This window comes from Pseudomonas sp. PS01303 (genome assembly GCF_029959385.1).
Lineage (GTDB): Bacteria > Pseudomonadota > Gammaproteobacteria > Pseudomonadales > Pseudomonadaceae > Aquipseudomonas > Aquipseudomonas rustica.
In genome coordinates this window covers 40,640-59,051 of sequence record NZ_JASCPK010000011.1, presented here as the reverse complement: position 1 = coordinate 59,051, position 18,412 = coordinate 40,640, and the positions used below count along the sequence as shown (strand labels likewise).

Genomic DNA, 18,412 nt, shown 5'->3' with positions numbered 1-18,412 from the left:
TTGCTCCTACAAAGGCTGTGGCGGCCACACAATCACTGGACACCCAAAAACCATTGTAGGAGCAAGGCTTGCCCGCGAAGGCGTCAATGAAAACGCCACAAAATCCTAATGACTCAACTCCCGCACCTCAGCATGCGGCACTATTTTCAGAAACTCCGGCATGCTCATGTGCAGCAGATAATTGTGGTTGCCCGCCTCCAGATAAATATCTTTCTGCCGTGTCAGCAACGGGTCGATGACCATGTCCAGCCCGTAGGAATCACCCAATGGCGGCACCGCGCCGCGTTCGCAGTCGTCGAAGATGTGCGCCAGGTTGCTTTCGCGGGTCAGTTGCCATTCGCCGCTGTTGCGCACTTTGCTCAAGTCCAGATGACGGCTGGCCGGCAGCACGGCCATCAAGTAATGCCCGTGGTGGTCGTCGAGGATGATCGATTTGGCCACCCGTTCCGCTGGCACCCCGGCGACGCGCGCGGTTTCCAGGCTGCTCGATGAATGTCGATGAGCAACGACGTCATATTCGCAATGCGCCCGGGTCAGGCTGCTTTGCACCTTTTTTGCCATTCGCATGATGCACCTCGGTGTCGCACGGAAGGTGGTTGCTGTGTTTTGAGTCTAGTTCGGCGGGCCGCTGACGAAGGGAAATCCGCTCACCGGACACATCCGCACATTGATCAAAATTCATCCAGAGCAACCCTCAACTAGACTGAAAGAACCCGCCACTGACGCTCATGGAGAGTCACGTGAACAGCCGATGTTGTGCCTTCGCCTTGCTCCTGCTGACAAGCGCATCCGCCTTCGCCGCCGACACCTCATTGCCAGCGATGAGCCCCGTCGGTCTGTGGCTGATCACGCTGGGCATCGTGTTCCTGATCGCCGAAGCCGCACTGCCCAACTACGGGGTGATCGGTCTGGGCGGGATCATCATGTTTGTCATCGGCGCGTTGATTTTGAGCAACGCCGAATTGCCGGTGCCGATGATGATCGGCCTCGGATTGATCAGCGCTGTGCTGTTGATCGCTTTGCTGATCCGCGCGCTGAAAACCCGCCCACGCCACGCCGTCAGTGGCGATGCCGGACTGCTCGGCAGCGTCACCGCGATCACCACCGTACAACCGGGCGATGCGCGTAACGGCTGGATTCAACTGCAAGGCGAACGCTGGCAAGTGCTCAGCGCCACACCGCTGCACACCGGGCAATCGGTGCGTGTGGTGGGTCGCAAGGGATTGATGCTGGAAGTGGCCGCGACTGACGCGGCGCCGCTCGGAGAGTGATCATGGGTCTGCAAATCGGTTTTGTTGCGCTGCTGTTGTTGGTCATCGCCCTCGCCGGCTCGACGTTCCGCATCCTGCGTGAATACGAGCGCGGTGTGGTGTTCCAGCTCGGACGTTTCTGGCAGGTCAAAGGCCCGGGCCTGATCCTGCTGATTCCGGTGGTGCAGCAAATGGTTCGGGTCGATCTACGCACCGTCGTCCTCGACGTACCGCCGCAGGACGTGATCACTCGCGACAACGTGTCGGTGAAGGTCAACGCCGTGCTGTATTTCCGCGTACTCGATCCGCAGAAGGCGATTATTCAGGTGGAAGATTATCTGTCGGCCACCAGCCAGTTGGCGCAGACCACTTTGCGCGCGGTGCTCGGTAAACATGAATTGGATGAATTGCTGGCCGAGCGTGAGCAGTTGAACATCGATATCCAACAAGTGCTCGATGCGCAAACCGATGCGTGGGGTATCAAGGTCGCCAACGTCGAAATCAAACACGTCGACCTTAATGAATCGATGGTGCGCGCCATCGCCAAACAGGCCGAAGCCGAGCGGGAACGGCGGGCCAAGGTGATCCACGCTGAAGGTGAGTTGCAGGCGTCGGAAAAACTGATGCAGGCTGCGGAAATGCTTGGCCGTCAGCCTGGGGCGATGCAGTTGCGGTATATGCAGACGCTGAGCTCGATTGCCGGGGACAAGAGTTCGACGATTGTCTTTCCGTTGCCGATTGAGTTGCTCAAGGGGATGGCGGATCTATCGGGGAAATCTTGAGGAGCAAAAGATCGCAGCCTGCGGCAGCTCCTACAGGATTAGTCTGCGCGGGGTTTGGGGGTGAACAGGCGCGCTTTTATGCCTCCCGCGTGGATTTCAGCGCTGGGCTGCCAGGTTGCCGGTAGCGGTGAAAATTCTTCCGGGCCGTCGAAGGTTCCGATCAGCCACACCCGCCCTTGACCTTGCAGTTCCGCGAGGCTGTCCAGATATACATTCCGATTGACCAACGTGCCGAAGCCATACTCGTTAGGCCGCGTCGTCTGGCCATCCGCTGTCGGTGGCGTATAGAGGCGGATCTGCGCGCCGGTGCGGTCGTAATAGACGTAACTCAGGTACCAGAGCATGTCGCTGGTGATGATCCGGTCACCCGGCAGGAAATGTTGATTGACGTAATTTACGACGCGATCAAGCTGATCATTGCTGTCGACATTGGCGTTGTTACTGAGACCGACCAGCTCCACACCGATCAGTGACACCAGCACCGCCAGTGCAAACAACCGTGCGCGACTGTACAAGCGGTCAACGGCCATTGCCGCCAGCATCGGCAAACCGAGGGCGTACGCCGTCAGGTAGCGCTCGATGAACACCGGAGAGATAAACGACACAACGAACACCAGCAGCAGCGGCAGTCCGGTGTACAACGCCAATAGAACACTGCCGCGCGACACACTCAGATCGCGCATCACCGCGACAACCGCCAGTGCCAACAACGCCATCGGCAGCGCGACGAAAACCAACATCGGCAGGCTCTCGCCATCGTCCTGAATCAGCCACGACCAGATCATCGACGGCAGAGAACTCAGAGTCACCGCCGGCTCCCAGCCCACATCGCCGCCCGCCTTGAGTTGTTCCATGTGCTGCATCAAGTCGAGCAGATTGGGCAGCCAGGGCAGGTACAACGCGACGATCGCCAGATTCGCCAGCCACCAACTCCAGCGCTGAATATGCCGGAACCGATAACCGCGCTGGACGCGAATCACGATCAGGTAAAGCCAGTGACATAACGCCGCGAGCACGGCGAAGTAATGGGTGTACAACGCCGCGCTCATCAACAGCGTGTAAACCACCAGATAGCGGTGCCGTTGCGGGCGTCGGATCCAGTAGACCAGCGCCACACTCGCGGCGATCAGCAACAGGCCAAGCAGCGCATACATGCGCACTTCCTGGCTGTAGCGCACCGCTGTCGGCAGCAGCGCCAACAGCAAACCGGCGACGAAAGCGGCGCGGCGAGTGGCCAGACGATCAACCAGCCAGATGCCCATCCCGACCGCGGCGATGCCCGCCAGTGCACTCAGACAGCGGATCGCGAAAATGCCGTCACCGAACAGTTCGATCCAGCCATGCAGCAGCATGAAATACAACGGCGGATGCACATCGAAGGCCGCGTGCTTCCAGATCTCGCTCAGCGAATAGCGCGCCAGCAACAGGCTGGAACCTTCATCGCCCCAGATCGCCGCCGCTGTCAGATCATAAAATCGCACGAACGCGGCCAGCGCCAGCAGTGGCCACAGCCAGTGTTCTTTGACCCAGCGCACCAGCCACCGCGTGCCGAACCAGGAGCCGGGTGCGGCAAAGGGGTCTTGGGTGTCGCCGACCGGCGTGACTCTGTTAGCCGCCATTGCTTCCTCATGCCACGCCACGGCGCCACGAAAGTATGGCGTCGAAACCTGCCAATCACTTTAGGTCAGCCACAGCGCAACCGTCGATGAAGGTTTAGCGTTTCACGACACCCGGCGATGCGGCGGCCACTTCCCCCGCCGGATACACCGACTCCCAGCCCCCACCCAGCGCTTTGTACAACCCGACCATCGCCAACGAAACGCCAGTCGAGCTTTCCACCCACTGTTCCTGCGTCGCCAGTAGCGCGCCTTGTACGGTGAGGACATTGACGAAATCGACCACGCCTTCGACGTATTGCTGTTGCGCAGTGCGCAGGGCGATCTGGTTTTGCCGTACGGCTTCGGCGAGGCTGTCGCGGCGGCGTTGGCTGGCGTTGTAGGCGGTCAATTGATCGTCGATTTCGTGCCAAGCGCGCAGCACGGTTTGCTGGTAGGCGATGGCCGCTTCCTGTTGCTGGGCTTCACGCAATTGCAGCACGCCGCGCAGGCGGCCGCCGTCGAACAGCGGCAGGCTGAATTGCGGGCCGATGCCGAACGCGCGCGAGCCCCACGAGCCGAAGTCACTGAGCTGCATGGCTTGCGAGCTGAGGTTGCCGGACAAGGTGATGCGCGGGTAGAAATCGCCTTTGGCGACGCCGATATTGGCGGTGGCCGCGTGCAGCCGTGATTCGGCCTGACGGATATCCGGACGACGTTCGGCCAGTTGCGACGGCAGACCGATGGCTACTTGCAGTGGCGACTGCGGCACGGCAGCGTCTGTGGATAACTCTTTGGCCAAGGCTTGCGGTGGTTCACCCATCAACAGGCTGATCGCGTTGATCAGTTGCGATTGGCGTTGCTCCAGCGCCGGCAAGCGCGATTCGATGGCAGCCACTTGCGCGGCGGCTTCGGCGACGTCCAGATCAGTCGCGACGCCGTCGGCCAGACGCAGCTGCGAGAGGTTCAGGCTGTGTCGGGCGACGTCGAGGTTTTGCTCGGTGACGGCGCGGGTGTTTTGTACGCCGCGCAACTGAATGTAGTTTTGCGCGGTATCGGCGAGCACGGCCAGCAGCACACCGCGACGGTCGTTTTCGGCGACTTCGAGATTGGCGTCGGCGGCTTCGGTTTCGCGGCGCACGCGCCCCCAGAAATCCAGCTCCCACGAGGCGGAGAAACCGGCGTCCCACAGGTTGAAGGCGGAATCACCGTCGAGTCCGGATGGATCGCTGAGGCCTTTGCCGCTGTTGCGTTCGCGTCCGTAACTGCCAGTGGCGGCGGTTTTCGGGTAGCGGTCGGCGCTGATGACCTGGCGGGCAGCACGGCTTTGTTGCAGGCGGCTGCTGGCCAGTTGCAGGTCGAGGTTGCTGCGCACCGCGCGTTGGGTCAGCGCGGAAAGTTGCGGGTCGTGGAAGACTTCCCACCAGCGTTCGTTGAGGGGTTCGCTGACGGCTTGGCTCGGGGCGGACTTGGCGGGTTTGGCCCAGTCGCTGATTTGAGTGGCTTGGGGTTTTTGGAAGTCTGGGCCGACGGTGCAGGCGGTGAGACTTGCCATGAGCAAGGCACTTAACGTGAGTTGCTGCCACTGGCCTCTTCGCGAGCAGGCTCGCTCCCACATTTTGGATTGCGTTTTCCCTGTGGGAGCGGGCTTGCTCGCGAAGGCGTCGGCGCGGTCAACACTGTTCATCGCTGAGTCACCTCACGCACAGACTTCGCCGAACTCGCGGTATCAATCCGCGCCTCCACCGACATGCCCACCCGCAACCGCTCAGCCAACGGCTGACCCGGTTCGAGGATGATCTTCACCGGAATCCGCTGCACGACCTTGGTGAAGTTACCCGTGGCGTTATCCGGCTTCACCGCTGCAAACGTCACCCCCGTGGCCGGCGCAATGCTTTCGACGCGACCGCTCAAGGCTTCACCGCCCAGACTGTCGACACGCACCTGCACGGCTTGCCCCGGCTGCACATCCGTCAACTGTGTTTCTTGAAAATTCGCCACCACATACGCCTGCTGCAACGGCACCACCGCCAGCAATTTGCTGCCCGGCGTTACATAGGCGCCGACGCGCACCGCGCGCTCGCCGATCATGCCGTCCTGCGGCGCGGTAATGCGCGTATAGGAAAGCTCGAAACTGGCGATTTCCAGCGCCGCTTGCGCGTGCTTCAGGCTGCCTTCGGCGGCATCACGTTGGGCGGTGAGGATGTCGACTTGCTTGCGCTCCGCCGCCAGTTTCGCGGTGGCGGTGTCGAGGTGCGCCGTCGCTTGATCGATGCGCGTGCGCGCCTGTTGCGCGTTCTGCACAGTGCCGGCACCGACGCCGGCCAGGTGGTTGTAGCGATTCAATTCCTGCTGGGCAAAGGCCATTTCTGCTTTGGCCGACACCACCGACGCCTGCGCCTGAGCGATCACCGAGGTCTGCCGTTCCAGCGTCGCTTTGGCGTTCTGCAACTGCGCCCGCGCTACCAGCGTTTGCGCGTCCGCCGCTTCGGCGGACGCACGCAAATCGCGATCATCAATCAGCGCCAGCAACTGCCCGGCCTTGACGCGCTGGTTGTCTTCGACCAGCACTTCTTTGATAAACCCGGCCACACGCGGCACCACCAAGGTGTAGTCGGCAGAGACGAATGCGTCGTTGGTATTTTGCTGGGTGCGCTTACCAAACAGGCCCGGCATCGCCAGATACACCAGCACGCTCACGGCCAGCGCGGCGGCCACGGCCACGGCGAGTTTTTGCTTTGCTTGAGTTGTCATAAAAACCTTCATTGTTCAGTGCAGCAATCAGGTCGGCGCGCGCGGTGGAAAGATCCGCGTCGGCAGCCAGAAAATCAGCAGGATCAGCATCACCGCGACGCCAGCCATGCACACATAGAGATCGGAAGAAGTCAGCACCACGGCCTGTTCGTGCAGGCGATGAGCGAGGCCCGGATCGCTGCGATCGGCCAGCGGCGAATTGCCGAGGCTGTCGATCAACATGTTCGAATGGAAATGCAGACGCGACGTGGTCAGCGCTTCGATCACCCCGGTGGCGACCACGGCCGACAGGCCTTTCACCGTGTTGAACCACGCCGACGCGAACGGCCCTTCCAGCGGCGAAATGCTCCCGGTCGAGAGCATCAACAACGGCAACACCGCCATCGGCTGACCGAAAATCTGCAGCCATTGCAGGACATAAAAGTCGTCGCGAATCCACGCCGACGTCAGTTGCGAGCCACCGAGGCACGACAGCGCCAACATGCTCAAACCGATCCCGAGCACCCAGCGACAATCGACCCACCGCAGATTGCACAGCGCCGCCACAAGCGGCAGCGCGATCAACTGCGGCAACGCGGCGAGCAGCATGATCGGCGCGGTCTGCACCGGGCGATAACCCTGCACCTGTGCCAGATAACTCGATGGAATCAACACCACCGCCAGCAAAATCACCAACACACCGGCCAGGGTCATCAGCGCGAATGACAGGTTGCGAATACCGAGCATCTGCAATTTGAAAAACGGAATCGGCTGCGACCATTCATTGATCAAAAACGCTACCAGCAGCAGCGAACCAGCGCCGAGCAAGCCGCAGATCAGGCTCGATTCGAACCAGTCCAGCCGATTGCCCTGCAGCAAACCGATCACCAACATGCAGATCGCCGGGAAGCCCAGCAGCAGGCCTTTCCAGTTGAATGCCTTGAGGCGTTCCAGTCGTAGCGGATCCTGCGGAATGCCGTAAGCCACCATCGCCATGGCGACCAGGCACGGCACGATGATTTGCCAGAACGTCCATTGCCAGCCGACGTATTCCGTCCACAAACCGGCGAGCGGCGTACCGAGGCCGGGGCCGAAAGTCGCGGTCAGCGCGTAACCGGCCAGACCGTAGAGTTTGATATTTGCCGGCAAGAAGCGCAGGGCCACGGTCATCAGCATCGGCGGCAGCGCGCCGCCGGCCAGGCCTTGCAGGATGCGCATCAACAGCAGACTTTCGTAATTCGGCGCGAACGGGCACAGCACGCCGAGCACGGTGAACAGGCCGATCGCGCAGAGGGTGAAGCGGCGCAGCGAGAAGGTCACCGAGCACCACGGCGCAAACGCCATGGCCGCGACCGAGGTGGCGGTGTAACTCGCGACCAGCCAGGTGCCTTCGTCGTAACCGATGTGCAGCGCGCCACGGATGTCGGCGAGGGCCACTTTGGTGACCATCTCGTTGAGGCCCGACACCAGCACCGCCAGCAGCACGCCGACCAGACCGGTGATGATCCGCGCCCCGAACACCGGAGGCGCGGCCGCCGTCGCCGGGCTGGCCGCAGCGAGGGGCGCCGAGACCGTCAGGGATGTCATGAATGAAAACTCCGGGGGTGGGAAATACCGGAGCATTTTAGTCGGGCTTATCGCTGACGAAAATTGACTTATTGGCAGGTTATAAGTGCGCCAGACACAATGATTAAACGCAAAAGATCGCAGCCTTCGGCAGCTCCTACAGGGATTGCATTCCAATGTAGGAGCTGCCGAAGGCTGCGATCTTTTGATCTGTTGTTAAGGTTGAGCAGCCAGCCAGGTTTCGTCGCAGCAGGTTTTCAGGGTTTCCCGCAGCCAGCGGTGCGCCGGATCCTTGTCGAAACGCGGGTGCCAGGCTTGTGTCAGCATCAGTGTTGGCAACGGAATCGGCAGGTCGAACGAGCGCAGTTTCAAACCCAATCGCCGCACGCTGAGCAGCGCTTCCTTGGGCACCGGCAGAATCAGATCGGAATCCGGCAAGGCAAACATCGCCGCATGAAAACTCGGCGCAATCACCGCCACCCGCCGCTCCAGCCCCAACGCGTTCAACGCCGTATCAATCGGGCCCCGAGCGATACCTCGGCGCGACATGCTGATATGGGAAAAACCGGCGTAGCGTTCGGCGGTGATCTCACCGTCAAGCAGCGGATGATCTTCACGAACCAGACCGACGAAGTGCGTGGAGAACAGATTCTGCACTTTCACTTCAGGGCTGACCGGCCGGGTATTGCTGACGCTGAGGTCGATCCGTCCTTCGCGCAGCGCTTCATCATCGCCATCGCCCTCAGGGACAAAACGCAGCTCGCAGTGCGGCGCTTGTTGGTCGAGGGTGTCGAACAGCTTGCCGCCGTAGACGCCGATGAAAAAGTCATTGGCGCGAATGCTGAAGCGTCGGCGCAGCGTGCCCAATTCCACCGTGTCAGCGGAGCGGAACAGCAGCGCGGCTTGTTCGACGACGTCGCGCACCTGCTCGCGCAGCTCCAGTGCTTTGGGGGTTGGCACTAGGCCACGGCCGGCGCGCACGAGGATCGGATCGCCGATGGCTTCGCGGATACGCGTGAGGGTGCGGCTCATCGCGGCGGGGCTGAGGTTCATCCGCCGCGCGGCGCCGACCACACTGCCTTCGTCGAGCAAAGCGTCGAGGGCGACCAGAAGGTTCATGTCCGGAAGCTGCATGGAGAGCACTCGTGGCTGATCAGGATTGATCTGAGTGCAATCCTAGCAGATCAAAAGATCGCAGCCTTCGGCAGCTCCTACGGGGATCCCATTCCATGTAGGAGCTGCCGAAGGCTGCGATCTTTTCAGGTCAGCGCTGCATACCCCAGCGCTTCACAGTCACCCGCTCCAGCGTGTCAAACACCAGATTCTCCACCAGCAAACCAATCAGAATCACCACCGCCAACCCGGCAAACACCTTGTCGGTGTACAGCTCATTTCGATTCTGAAAGATGTACCAGCCCAAGCCACCCTTGCCACTGGTCGCACCAAACACCAATTCCGCCGCGATCAACGTGCGCCAGGCAAACGCCCAGCCAATTTTCAGCCCGGCCAGAATCGACGGCAGCGCCGCCGGAATAAGGATGAACAACACCAGCCGCAAACCCTTCAAACCGTAATTACGCCCGGCCATGCGCAGCGTCTCGGACACCCCGAGAAACCCCGCATAAGTATTCAGCGCCAACGCCCACAACACCGAATGCACCAGCACAAAAATCAGGCTGTTCTGGCCCAACCCAAACCACAGCAACGCCAATGGCAGCAGGGCAATCGCCGGCAACGGGTTAAACATCGAGGTCAGTGTACTCAGCAGATCGCGCCCAAACTGGGTCGACACCGCCAGTGTCGTCAGGGCAAACGCCAGAACGATGCCGATCAGATAACCCTTGAGCAGCACCACCAAGGATATCCACACCTTGCTCAGCAACTCGCCGCTGAGCAGGCCGTCGTACAACGCATGGCTGGTCTGCAGAAAACTCGGCAGCAACAGATCGTTGTTCTGCACCCGCGCGACAATTTCCCAAAGCACCGCGAGCAATATCAGGATCAGGCTTTTGCGCAGCCAACCCTGTTGCCACAGCCGCGTACCGAGGGACAGTTCGCGCTCGACCGGCACTTCAGTCAGCGGCTCTAAAACAATTTCGAATTCTTCACGCACAGATGATGACTGGCTCATCGGGTTGATCCTCCTGGCCGCTCAATAGGCGATGCGAATGTCGTTGAAGTCGTGGTCACGCTCGGTTTCCGGCGACTGCCCTTCGTCGAACAGCAGACGATGAATGCGCCGCGCCGATTCCTGAAACGCCACGCCACCGAGGCTGTGCAGATCGTATTGATGGCTGTGCACTTCGGCGCGCACCCGGCCGGGATGCGGCGACAGCAGCAGGATGCGATTGCCCACCACCAGCGCCTCTTCAATCGAGTGGGTGACGAACAACAATGTGAAACGCACCTCTTCCCAAAGCAGCAGTAATTCTTCCTGCATCTTGCGTCGGGTCAGCGCATCGAGTGCGGCAAACGGTTCGTCCATCAAGAGGATTTTCGGCTGCATCGCCAACGCCCGGGCAATCGCCACGCGCGCTTTCATGCCGCCGGACAAGGTGTGCGGATAAGCATCGGCAAACGCCGCCAACCCGACCTTTTCCAGATAGTGCAACGCGCGTTCTTCGGCCTCTTTGTTCTTCAGCGTGCGCGACGCGAGCAGCGGAAACATCACGTTCTGTTTGACGGTTTTCCACGGCGGCAGTTGATCGAATTCCTGAAACACCACAATCCGGTCTGGCCCCGGCGCGTCGACGCGCTGGCCTTGCAGACGGATCTCGCCTTCGCACGGTTGAATAAAACCGGCGACCGCTTTGAGTAACGTCGATTTGCCGCAACCGGACGGGCCGAGCAGCACGTAGCGATCGGCCGGGTCGATTTCAAAACTGACCTGGTGCGTGGCGCGCACCACACGTTGCGGCGTGCGGTATTCGAGGCTGACATGATCGACCGCCAACAGCGCTTCGCGGTTGACGATCAGGTTGCTGGCCGCGTGGCCTTGCAAAGGGGCGTTCATCTCGGTCAGCTCCCTTGCAGCGGTTTGGCGTCCTGGAAGAAATAGTCCTTCCACGATTCAGGTTTGTTTTTGATCGCGCCGACGCGGTAGAGGAATTCGGCCAGTGGATAAGTATTTTTCGGCGTCACGCTGAATTCGAACTGCGGGTTGTCGATGATTTTCAGTAACGCTGCGCGGTCGATTTTCGCTTTGGTCACGCGGATGTAGGTGTCGGCCGCCGCGCCCTTATCGTTCTGCGCAAATTGCGCCGCCTCGGTCAGTGCTTTAACGAAGGCTTTGTAGGTTTTCGGGTTTTCCTCGCGGAATTTCTCGGTGGCGAACAGCACCGTCGGCGAGTTCGGGCCGAGCACGTCATACGAGTTGAGCACGACGTGAACGTTAGGATTTTCCAGCGCCTGATCCTGGAACGGCGGGTTGGAGAAATGCCCGGTCAGCTCGGTGCCGCCGGCGATCAACGCAGCCGTGGCGTCCGGGTGCGGAACGGCGATGGTGTATTTGTCGAGGCGATTGAATTCCTTGTCGCCCCACTGCTTGGCCGCCGCGTACTGCAGGAAGCGCGACTGTACCGACACGCCAACCGCTGGCACTGCGATGCGATCCTTCTCGGTGAAATCGGCGATGGTTTTAACCTTCGGATTGTTGCTCACCAAGTAGTAAGGAAAGTTGCCCAGCGAGGCGACGGCTTTGACGTTTTGCTTGCCGTGGGTGCGATCCCAAATGGTCAGCAGCGGCCCGACGCCGGCGCCAGCAATGTCGATGGAACCGGACAACAGCGCATCGTTGACCGCGGCGCCGCCCGAGAGCTGCGTCCAGTCGACCTTGATGTCGATGCCTTCCTGCTTGCCGTACTTCTCGATCAGGCCCTGATCGCGCACCACGTTGAGCAATAAATAGACGATGCCGAACTGTTCGGCGATGCGGATTTCACCTTCGGCGTGGGCCACGGTCGGAGCGACCAGGCTGCCAGCAATCAGGCTGAAACCGAGGCCGATGGCGGCGGCCAGCGGTGCAAATGGAAGTCGTTTGGACATGATCGAATCTCCGGCAAATCAGAAAGGCGCGTCGCCCTGAATGGTCGTGCGATACAGCTTGCGGCGCAGGTGCGCGGGGCAGCCGGCGGCGAGGTGGATCAGCGAACGGTTGTCCCAGAACACCAGGTCATGGGGCTGCCACTGATGGCGGTAGATGTTTTGCGGCAACACGCTGTGGGCGTAGAGCTCGCTCAGCAGTTGCTGGCTCTCGTCGTCCGGCAGACCAACGATGCGCGTGGTGAAACCTTCGCTGACGAACAGCGCTTTGCGGCCGTTTTCCGGGTGCGTGCGCACCACCGGGTGCACCACTTCCGCGACCTGAGCGAGTTGCTCCGGGGTCAGCGTCGGGCGCCAGTTGCCTTCGAATTTGGTTTCGCTGTAACGCGCGGTGTAGGAATGCGCGGCGCTGCGCCCTTCGACCGCTTTACGCAGCTCGGCGGGCAGGTTGTCCCAGGCTTTGTGCATGTCGGCGAACAAGGTGTCGCCGCCCTCGGAAGGCAGCTCTTGCGCATGCAACATCGAGCCAAGGCTCGGCAGCTCTTTATAGGAAAGGTCGGAGTGCCAGAATTTGCCAGCGTCGCCGAGGCCGATGTTTTGGCCGTTTTCGACGATGTTGGAAACGATGAGAATTTCCGGGTGATTGGCCAGCAGGAACTGCTTGAGCACGTGGATCTGCAACACACCGAAGCGGCGGCTGAAGTCGATTTGCTGTTGCGGGGTGATTTGCTGATCGCGGAATACCACGACGTGGTGGTCGAGGTGCGCGCGATGGATGCGCGTAAAGTCTTGATCATTGATCGGCCGGGTGAGGTCGAGGCCAATGATCTCGGCGCCAACGGCACCGCTGAACGGGCGAATTTCGAAGGTTTGCGGCGCGGCGCTCGCGGCGCTTGGGGTAGCAGTAGCTGCGGACATCTTTCAATCTCCCACGCACGGCGCGCTCATGGGCGCGCTCGTCGATCAGACACTCACGCTGGATTGCGTGTCGGTTCAGGTCGTGCGGCGCGCCGATTGGTCGGCAGGTACGCAGGGGAGTGACTTTATAGCTATAAGAATCGGAAATTAAATACCGTTAATGAATAACGATATGGCGAATGGTGAGGAATGGACTGGGTGGTGAGTGACGGTTTTTGTCACTTGCTGACAGAGAAGTGCTGTTCCGACTGACGCCTTCGCGAGCAAGCTCGGCTCCTACAGGTTTTGTGTCGAACACTGGATCGCGTTTCAACCAAATCCTGTAGGAGCCGAGCTTGCTCGCGAAGAGGCCAGCAGCCGCGCTTAAGATCTAGCGCTCGTGCAACGCCTCAGCCCGCGCGCGGATGATCGGTTTGAGCAGGTAGCTCAACACCGATTTCTTGCCGGTAATGATATCCACCGACGCGACCATCCCCGGAATGATCAGCAACGGCTTGTCATCCGTACCCAGATGACTGCGCTCCGTACGCACTTTGATCACGTAGTACGTGGTCTTCTTGTCTTCATCGGTAATGGTGTCGGCACCGATCTGCTCAAGCTTGGCTTTCAGGCCACCATAAATGGTGTAGTCGTACGCGGTGAATTTCACCGTGGCTTCCTGGCCCGGATGCAGGAACGCGATGTCCTGCGGGCGGATTTTTGCTTCGACCAGCAAGGTGTCGTCCAGCGGCACAATCTCCACCAAATCGCTGCCCGGCTGGATCACGCCGCCGATGGTGTTGACCAGCAACTTGTTGACGATGCCCCGCACCGGCGAGGTGACCAGCGTACGGCTGACGCGATCTTCCAGCGCCTTGCCGGTAGCGCTGGCCTTGTTCAGGTCGGTGCGCGCCTCGTTGAGTTGGGTCAGCGCTTCGCTGCGGAATTTGCCGCGCGTCTCGTCGATCTTGCGCTGCACTTCCTTGATCGCCGATTCGGCACGCGGAATCGCCAAAGTTGTGGCATCGAGCTGACCACGGGTTTCCACTTCGGCGCGCTTCAGTCGCAAGACTTCAACCGGCGAAACTGCGCCCTGCGCCACCAGCGGCTCGGACATGTTGATTTCCTGACGCTGCAAGCCGAGTTGCTGGCGGTATTGGCCCTGCTTGGAGCCAAATTCGCGTAGCTCTTGCTGACGCTGAATCAACTGCTCCTGCAAACCGCCGATCTCGTCGTGCAGTTGCTGGCGGCGGCTGATGTACAGCGACTCTTCGCTTTTCGCCTGACCCGGCACGGCTCTCAGCACGTCCTCGGGGAAATTCAGCGGACGGTCATCGACTTCGGCGCTCAGACGCTCAACGCGCAGCAACATCGACAGACGATCGGCCTCGGTTTCGCCGACGTTGGAGGCAAATCGCGTGTCGTCGAGACGAATCAGCGGTGCGCCGGCCTCAACGATCTGGCCTTCCTTGACGAACAGTTCGGAGACGATCCCGCCCTCAAGGTTCTGGATTTTCTGGATCTTCGACGACGGAATCGCCTTGCCGTCGCCCTTGGTCACTTCGTCGATCACGGCGAAATTGGCCCAGAGCATAAGAAAAACGAAGAAGCCGATGATCGCCCAAATGGTCAGGCGCACGACGCGCGGGGCGTCCTCGATCAGCGCCTTGTTGACCTCTGGCAGCGGCTGGCCCTGCAACGATGCCGAGCCCTTGAAGTAGCGACGGATCGAATCCTTGAAACCCGACTTAAGCAACACTGATCTGCCCCTTCTTCAACGCTTCCATCACGGCGGCTTTCGGGCCATCGGCAAGAATCTGACCACGGTCGACCACCAACAGGCGATCGACCAGCGACAACAGTGAAGCCCGGTGCGTGACCAGAATCACGGTCTTGTTTTCAATCACTGCCGCGAGGCGTTGCTTGAGGCGTTCTTCGCCGGTGTTGTCCATCGCGCTGGTGGGTTCATCCATCAGCAGAATCGGCGGATTGAGCAACAGCGCGCGGGCCAGGGCGACGTTCTGTCGTTGGCCGCCGGAGAGGTTCTGCCCGCGCTCGCCGACTTGCAGCTCATAACCTTGCGGGTGCAGACGGGCGAATTCGTGGACGCCGGCCAGTTCGGCGGCTTGCAGCACCAGTTCGTCTTCTACATAACGCGCACCGGAAACGAGGTTGTCACGCAGGGTGCCGGCCAGCAGTTGGATGTCCTGTGGTACATAGCCGATGTTGTAGCGCAGCTCGCTGACGTCGATCTGGCGGATGTCCACACCGTCGACCAGCAAGGCGCCATCGTCCGGCTGATAGAGGCCGACCAGCAGTTTGGCCAGGGAGCTTTTGCCCGAGCCACTGCGACCGATAATGCCGATTTTCTCGCCGGGACGGATCACCAGGTTGATGTTCTTCAGCGCCGGGTTCTGTTGTTCCGGGTAGGTGAAGTTGAGCTGGCGGCATTCGATGGCGCCCTGCAAAACCTTGCGGCTCAGCGGGCGTTCTTCGAAGTTGCGCTCTTGCGGCAGCTCCATCATTTGATCGACCGAGGTCATGGTCACCCGCGCCTGTTGATAGCGGGTCAGCAGACCGGACAGCGAGGCCAGCGGGCTCAGCGCGCGACCGCTGAGCATGTAGCAAGCGATCAGACCGCCCATGCTCAGGTGCCCGTCGATGATCTGGTACACGCCGAAGACGATCATGATCACCCCGGCCAGTTGCTGGATCAGCAGGGTGATGTTCATCGCCAGACCGGAGAGCATTTTCACCCGCAGTTCGAGGCGGCTGAGGGTGCCGATGGTCTGTTCCCACTGGTATTGGCGTTCGCTTTCGGCGTTGTTGACCTTGACCGCGTCGAGGCCGGCGAGGGTTTCGATCAGGCTCGATTGACGCTCCGCGCCGAGGGCCATGGTGCGTTCCATCGTGGCCACCAGCGGCTTCTGCAAGGCGTAGCCGATCAGCAAGGCAATCGGGAATGCCAGCACCGGAATCCACACCAGATGCCCGCCAAGAATGGCGATCACGATGAAGATCAGGATGGTGAACGGCAGGTCGATCAGGCTGGTGAGGGTCAGCGAGGCGAGGAAATCGCGCAGGCTCTGAAACTCGTGAATGTTCTGCGCAAAGCTGCCGACTCGCGCCGGGCGATACTTCATCGACATGCCGACGATGCGCTCGAACAGCGTCGCCGAGATGATCAGGTCGGTTTTCTTGCCGGCCAGATCCAGGCACAAACTGCGCAGGCTCTTGAGGATCAGGTCGAACAGGTAAGCGCCGGTAATCCCGAGGGCCAAGACCCACAGGGTCGCTTCGGCCTGGTTCGGCACCACGCGGTCGTAGACGTTCATCACGAACAGCGGCGCAGCCATCGCAATGATGTTGATCAGGAAACTTGCGGCAATCGCATCGGCATACAGCCAGCGCGAACGCTTGAGGGTGTCGCGGAACCACGAGCGAGCGCGCGGAATCAGCGTGCCGTGGTTAACGTCGAATTTGTGTTGCGGCTGGGCGAAGAAGACTTTGCCGGTGTAATCGTCGGCGAGCAGTTCGCGACTGACCACGGATTCGCCGCCGTCGCTTTCGCTGAGCAGCACCCGCGCTTCGTCGTCACCTTGCCAGCCTAACAGGACGGCGCTGCGGCCATCCTTGAGCAGCAACAGCGCGGGCATGGCGATCGCCGGAATTTCTTCCAGTTTGCGCTGCAACACCCGCCCTTGCAGGCCGGCGCGAGCCGCCGCGCGGGGCAGCAACTCGACACTCAAACGTTGTTTGGGCAGCGGCAGGCCGGTGGTTAGCATCGCCGCGCTGGCAGGCTTCTGATGGAGCATGCAAAGGGCGAGCAGACCGTCCAGTAACGGATCGTCGTGCAACGCGCGTGGATCATGACTGAGATGAACTCGACTGACTTCTGATTCCACGCTCGACACTCTTTAACAGTTGAAAGGGATAACTCAATTCATCCCAGGCAGCTGAACCTTGGGCTTCACGTCGTTCTGCACAACGGATGCCAACGGCGCGACCACTCCCTGGCTTCTGAGCAACTCGCCCATGGTCGCCTTGATTCGGTACTGAGTAAATAACTGAATGTTTTTGATTTCAGCCAGACGACGCGATGCGGTGAACAGCTCGTTTTCGCTGTCGAGCAAATCGAGCAGGGTGCGTTCGCCGAGGCTGAATTGACGCTGGTAAGCAGTGCGCACGGCGGTGCTGTGATCGACGTATTGCTGCGCGATCGGCACCTGCGCATTGGCGTTGTTCAAGGCGTTCCAGGCCAAGCCCAGCTCTTCGTTCAACTGACGCAGGGCGTTGTTGCGGATGTCCAACGCCTGGTTCGACAGGTACGACTTCGATTCCAGATCAGCCTTGTTGCTGCCACCGGAATAGAGGTTGAAGCGCATGCGCAGCATGGCTTGCCACTCGTTGTTGTGACCATTCTGGCCATCGATATCGTTGTCGGCGGTGCGGCCCAGTTCAGCGTCGAAACGCGGGTAGAAGGTCGACTTGGCGGTCTCGTACTGCTTCTCGGCTGCGGCGATGTCGGACTCGGCCGAACGCAGGATCGGGCTGTTTTCGACCATCTGCGTGCGCGCTTCATTGAGGTTGGCCGGCATCATCGCGATGAACGGCGCCGGGCGCTCCAGCTGGTCAGGCATCTGGCCGACGGCGCTGAGAAAGTTGGTTTCCGAATCGGCGAGGTTGGTCTGCTCGGTGATCAGGTTGTTGCGGGCCTGAGCCATACGCGCTTCGGCCTGATCAAGGTCGGCGCCGCTGCCGACGCCGCGCTGGGTGCGCAACTGGATCTGGTCGTAGATACGCTGGTGGCTCTTGAGGTTTTCTTCGGCCAGACGCACGAACTCGCGACGCGTCAGCACGTCCAGATAAACCTGGGCGACGGTCAACGCGGTGCGCTCGGAAGTGCCGAGCAGCGAGTAAGCGCGGGAGTTAACGGTGGCTTGTTGACGCCCGACTTCGCTGGAAGTGGCAAAACCGTCAAAAACCATTTGCGAGAGACGTAAACTTGACTCGCTGCGGTTCAGGGTTTCGTAGTGGTTACCGGAATCGGCGCGTGTGGTCACGCTGTCGGTGCCCTCACGGCCATAACCACCCAGCAGATCGACCTTCGGCAGGTATCCACCTTTCGCTGCTCTTAATTGATAATCCGCCGCCAAACGACTGTTGACCCCTGCCTGGATCTCCGGATGGACATCCAATGCCTGCTGCATGGCTTCTGGTAAGGATTGTGCTTGTACAAAAGAGGCGGCGAGAGCGAAGGGTACGGCGAAAAGCAGGGGCGAACGCATGGTAGGAATTTCCCAGAACTTCTTGTCTTGAATCACAGCAAAAACGGGGCGCTGCGTCGGATGATGGCAACCAGATTGACCGTATGTCGGAAAGTTCAAAACAGGAACTGGATCACACGCTGAAGGACGGGTCGCCGCGGAAATATCAATGTGACATTACTGGGGCGATTGTTTAGGATGGCACCCAGAAGGTCAATAGTTTGGCATAAAGTTAATAGCGAAAGAATCTAGCCAAATTATTGACGATTAGACGCGTCAAA

Annotated in this window: 15 protein-coding genes; 2 read left to right on the top strand and 13 right to left on the bottom strand. The window is 60.3% G+C overall.

Annotated features, from left to right (window positions below; translation table 11 throughout):
• Nucleotides 1-105 precede the first annotated feature (105 nt).
• A complete protein-coding gene (locus QMX93_RS06410) occupies nucleotides 106-567 on the bottom strand; it encodes a YbaK/EbsC family protein (RefSeq protein ID WP_282353778.1) in 462 nt (153 codons plus the stop codon).
• Between the two features lie 173 nt (nucleotides 568-740).
• Between QMX93_RS06410 and QMX93_RS06405 the strand changes: the two genes are divergently transcribed.
• Nucleotides 741-1,271 (top strand): NfeD family protein, encoded by a 531-nt coding sequence (locus tag QMX93_RS06405; RefSeq protein WP_282353777.1) that lies wholly within the window; start codon nucleotides 741-743, stop codon nucleotides 1,269-1,271.
• A 2-nt stretch (nucleotides 1,272-1,273) separates the two neighbouring features.
• Complete coding sequence (locus tag QMX93_RS06400; RefSeq protein ID WP_007917711.1) at nucleotides 1,274-2,032, top strand: slipin family protein; 759 nt, start codon at nucleotides 1,274-1,276, stop codon at nucleotides 2,030-2,032.
• A gap of 38 nt (nucleotides 2,033-2,070) precedes the next feature.
• Here the strand turns inward: QMX93_RS06400 and QMX93_RS06395 are convergent, their stop codons facing one another.
• The 12 genes from QMX93_RS06395 to QMX93_RS06340 all read right to left on the bottom strand — a co-directional run bounded on the left by QMX93_RS06395 (nucleotide 2,071) and on the right by QMX93_RS06340 (nucleotide 18,152).
• Nucleotides 2,071-3,651, bottom strand: a complete 1,581-nt coding sequence (locus QMX93_RS06395; RefSeq protein ID WP_282353772.1) for a glycosyltransferase family 39 protein — start codon at nucleotides 3,649-3,651, stop codon at nucleotides 2,071-2,073.
• A 94-nt stretch (nucleotides 3,652-3,745) separates the two neighbouring features.
• Nucleotides 3,746-5,314 (bottom strand): efflux transporter outer membrane subunit, encoded by a 1,569-nt coding sequence (locus tag QMX93_RS06390; protein ID WP_282353770.1) that lies wholly within the window; start codon nucleotides 5,312-5,314, stop codon nucleotides 3,746-3,748.
• Nucleotides 5,311-6,381, bottom strand: coding sequence for an HlyD family secretion protein (locus QMX93_RS06385; protein WP_282353767.1), 1,071 nt, complete (start codon nucleotides 6,379-6,381; stop codon nucleotides 5,311-5,313). The genes QMX93_RS06390 and QMX93_RS06385 overlap by 4 nt, the downstream gene beginning before the upstream one ends.
• 27 nt (nucleotides 6,382-6,408) lie before the next feature.
• Nucleotides 6,409-7,947: an MFS transporter gene (locus QMX93_RS06380; RefSeq protein WP_282353764.1), complete on the bottom strand. Its 1,539-nt coding sequence runs from the start codon at nucleotides 7,945-7,947 to the stop codon at nucleotides 6,409-6,411.
• 195 nt (nucleotides 7,948-8,142) lie between these two features.
• Nucleotides 8,143-9,060 (bottom strand): LysR family transcriptional regulator, encoded by a 918-nt coding sequence (locus tag QMX93_RS06375; protein ID WP_053116440.1) that lies wholly within the window; start codon nucleotides 9,058-9,060, stop codon nucleotides 8,143-8,145.
• A gap of 130 nt (nucleotides 9,061-9,190) precedes the next feature.
• Nucleotides 9,191-10,057, bottom strand: a complete 867-nt coding sequence (locus tag QMX93_RS06370; protein ID WP_212546384.1) for an ABC transporter permease — start codon at nucleotides 10,055-10,057, stop codon at nucleotides 9,191-9,193.
• Nucleotides 10,058-10,078: 21 nt separating this feature from the next.
• Nucleotides 10,079-10,939: an ABC transporter ATP-binding protein gene (locus QMX93_RS06365; protein WP_282353760.1), complete on the bottom strand. Its 861-nt coding sequence runs from the start codon at nucleotides 10,937-10,939 to the stop codon at nucleotides 10,079-10,081.
• A 5-nt stretch (nucleotides 10,940-10,944) separates the two neighbouring features.
• Nucleotides 10,945-11,970, bottom strand: a complete 1,026-nt coding sequence (locus QMX93_RS06360; RefSeq protein ID WP_282353759.1) for an ABC transporter substrate-binding protein — start codon at nucleotides 11,968-11,970, stop codon at nucleotides 10,945-10,947.
• Nucleotides 11,971-11,988: 18 nt separating this feature from the next.
• Entirely contained in the window at nucleotides 11,989-12,885 is an 897-nt protein-coding gene (locus tag QMX93_RS06355; RefSeq protein WP_053116436.1) for a TauD/TfdA family dioxygenase, read from the bottom strand.
• Nucleotides 12,886-13,255: 370 nt separating this feature from the next.
• The gene (locus QMX93_RS06350; protein WP_282353757.1) at nucleotides 13,256-14,623 is read right to left on the bottom strand and encodes an HlyD family type I secretion periplasmic adaptor subunit; all 1,368 of its coding nucleotides are present in this window, start codon (nucleotides 14,621-14,623) and stop codon (nucleotides 13,256-13,258) included.
• Entirely contained in the window at nucleotides 14,613-16,769 is a 2,157-nt protein-coding gene (locus QMX93_RS06345; protein WP_212546386.1) for a type I secretion system permease/ATPase, read from the bottom strand. The genes QMX93_RS06350 and QMX93_RS06345 overlap by 11 nt, the downstream gene beginning before the upstream one ends.
• A gap of 33 nt (nucleotides 16,770-16,802) precedes the next feature.
• A complete protein-coding gene (locus QMX93_RS06340; RefSeq protein ID WP_053116433.1) occupies nucleotides 16,803-18,152 on the bottom strand; it encodes a TolC family outer membrane protein in 1,350 nt (449 codons plus the stop codon).
• Between the last annotated feature and the right edge of the window lie 260 nt (nucleotides 18,153-18,412).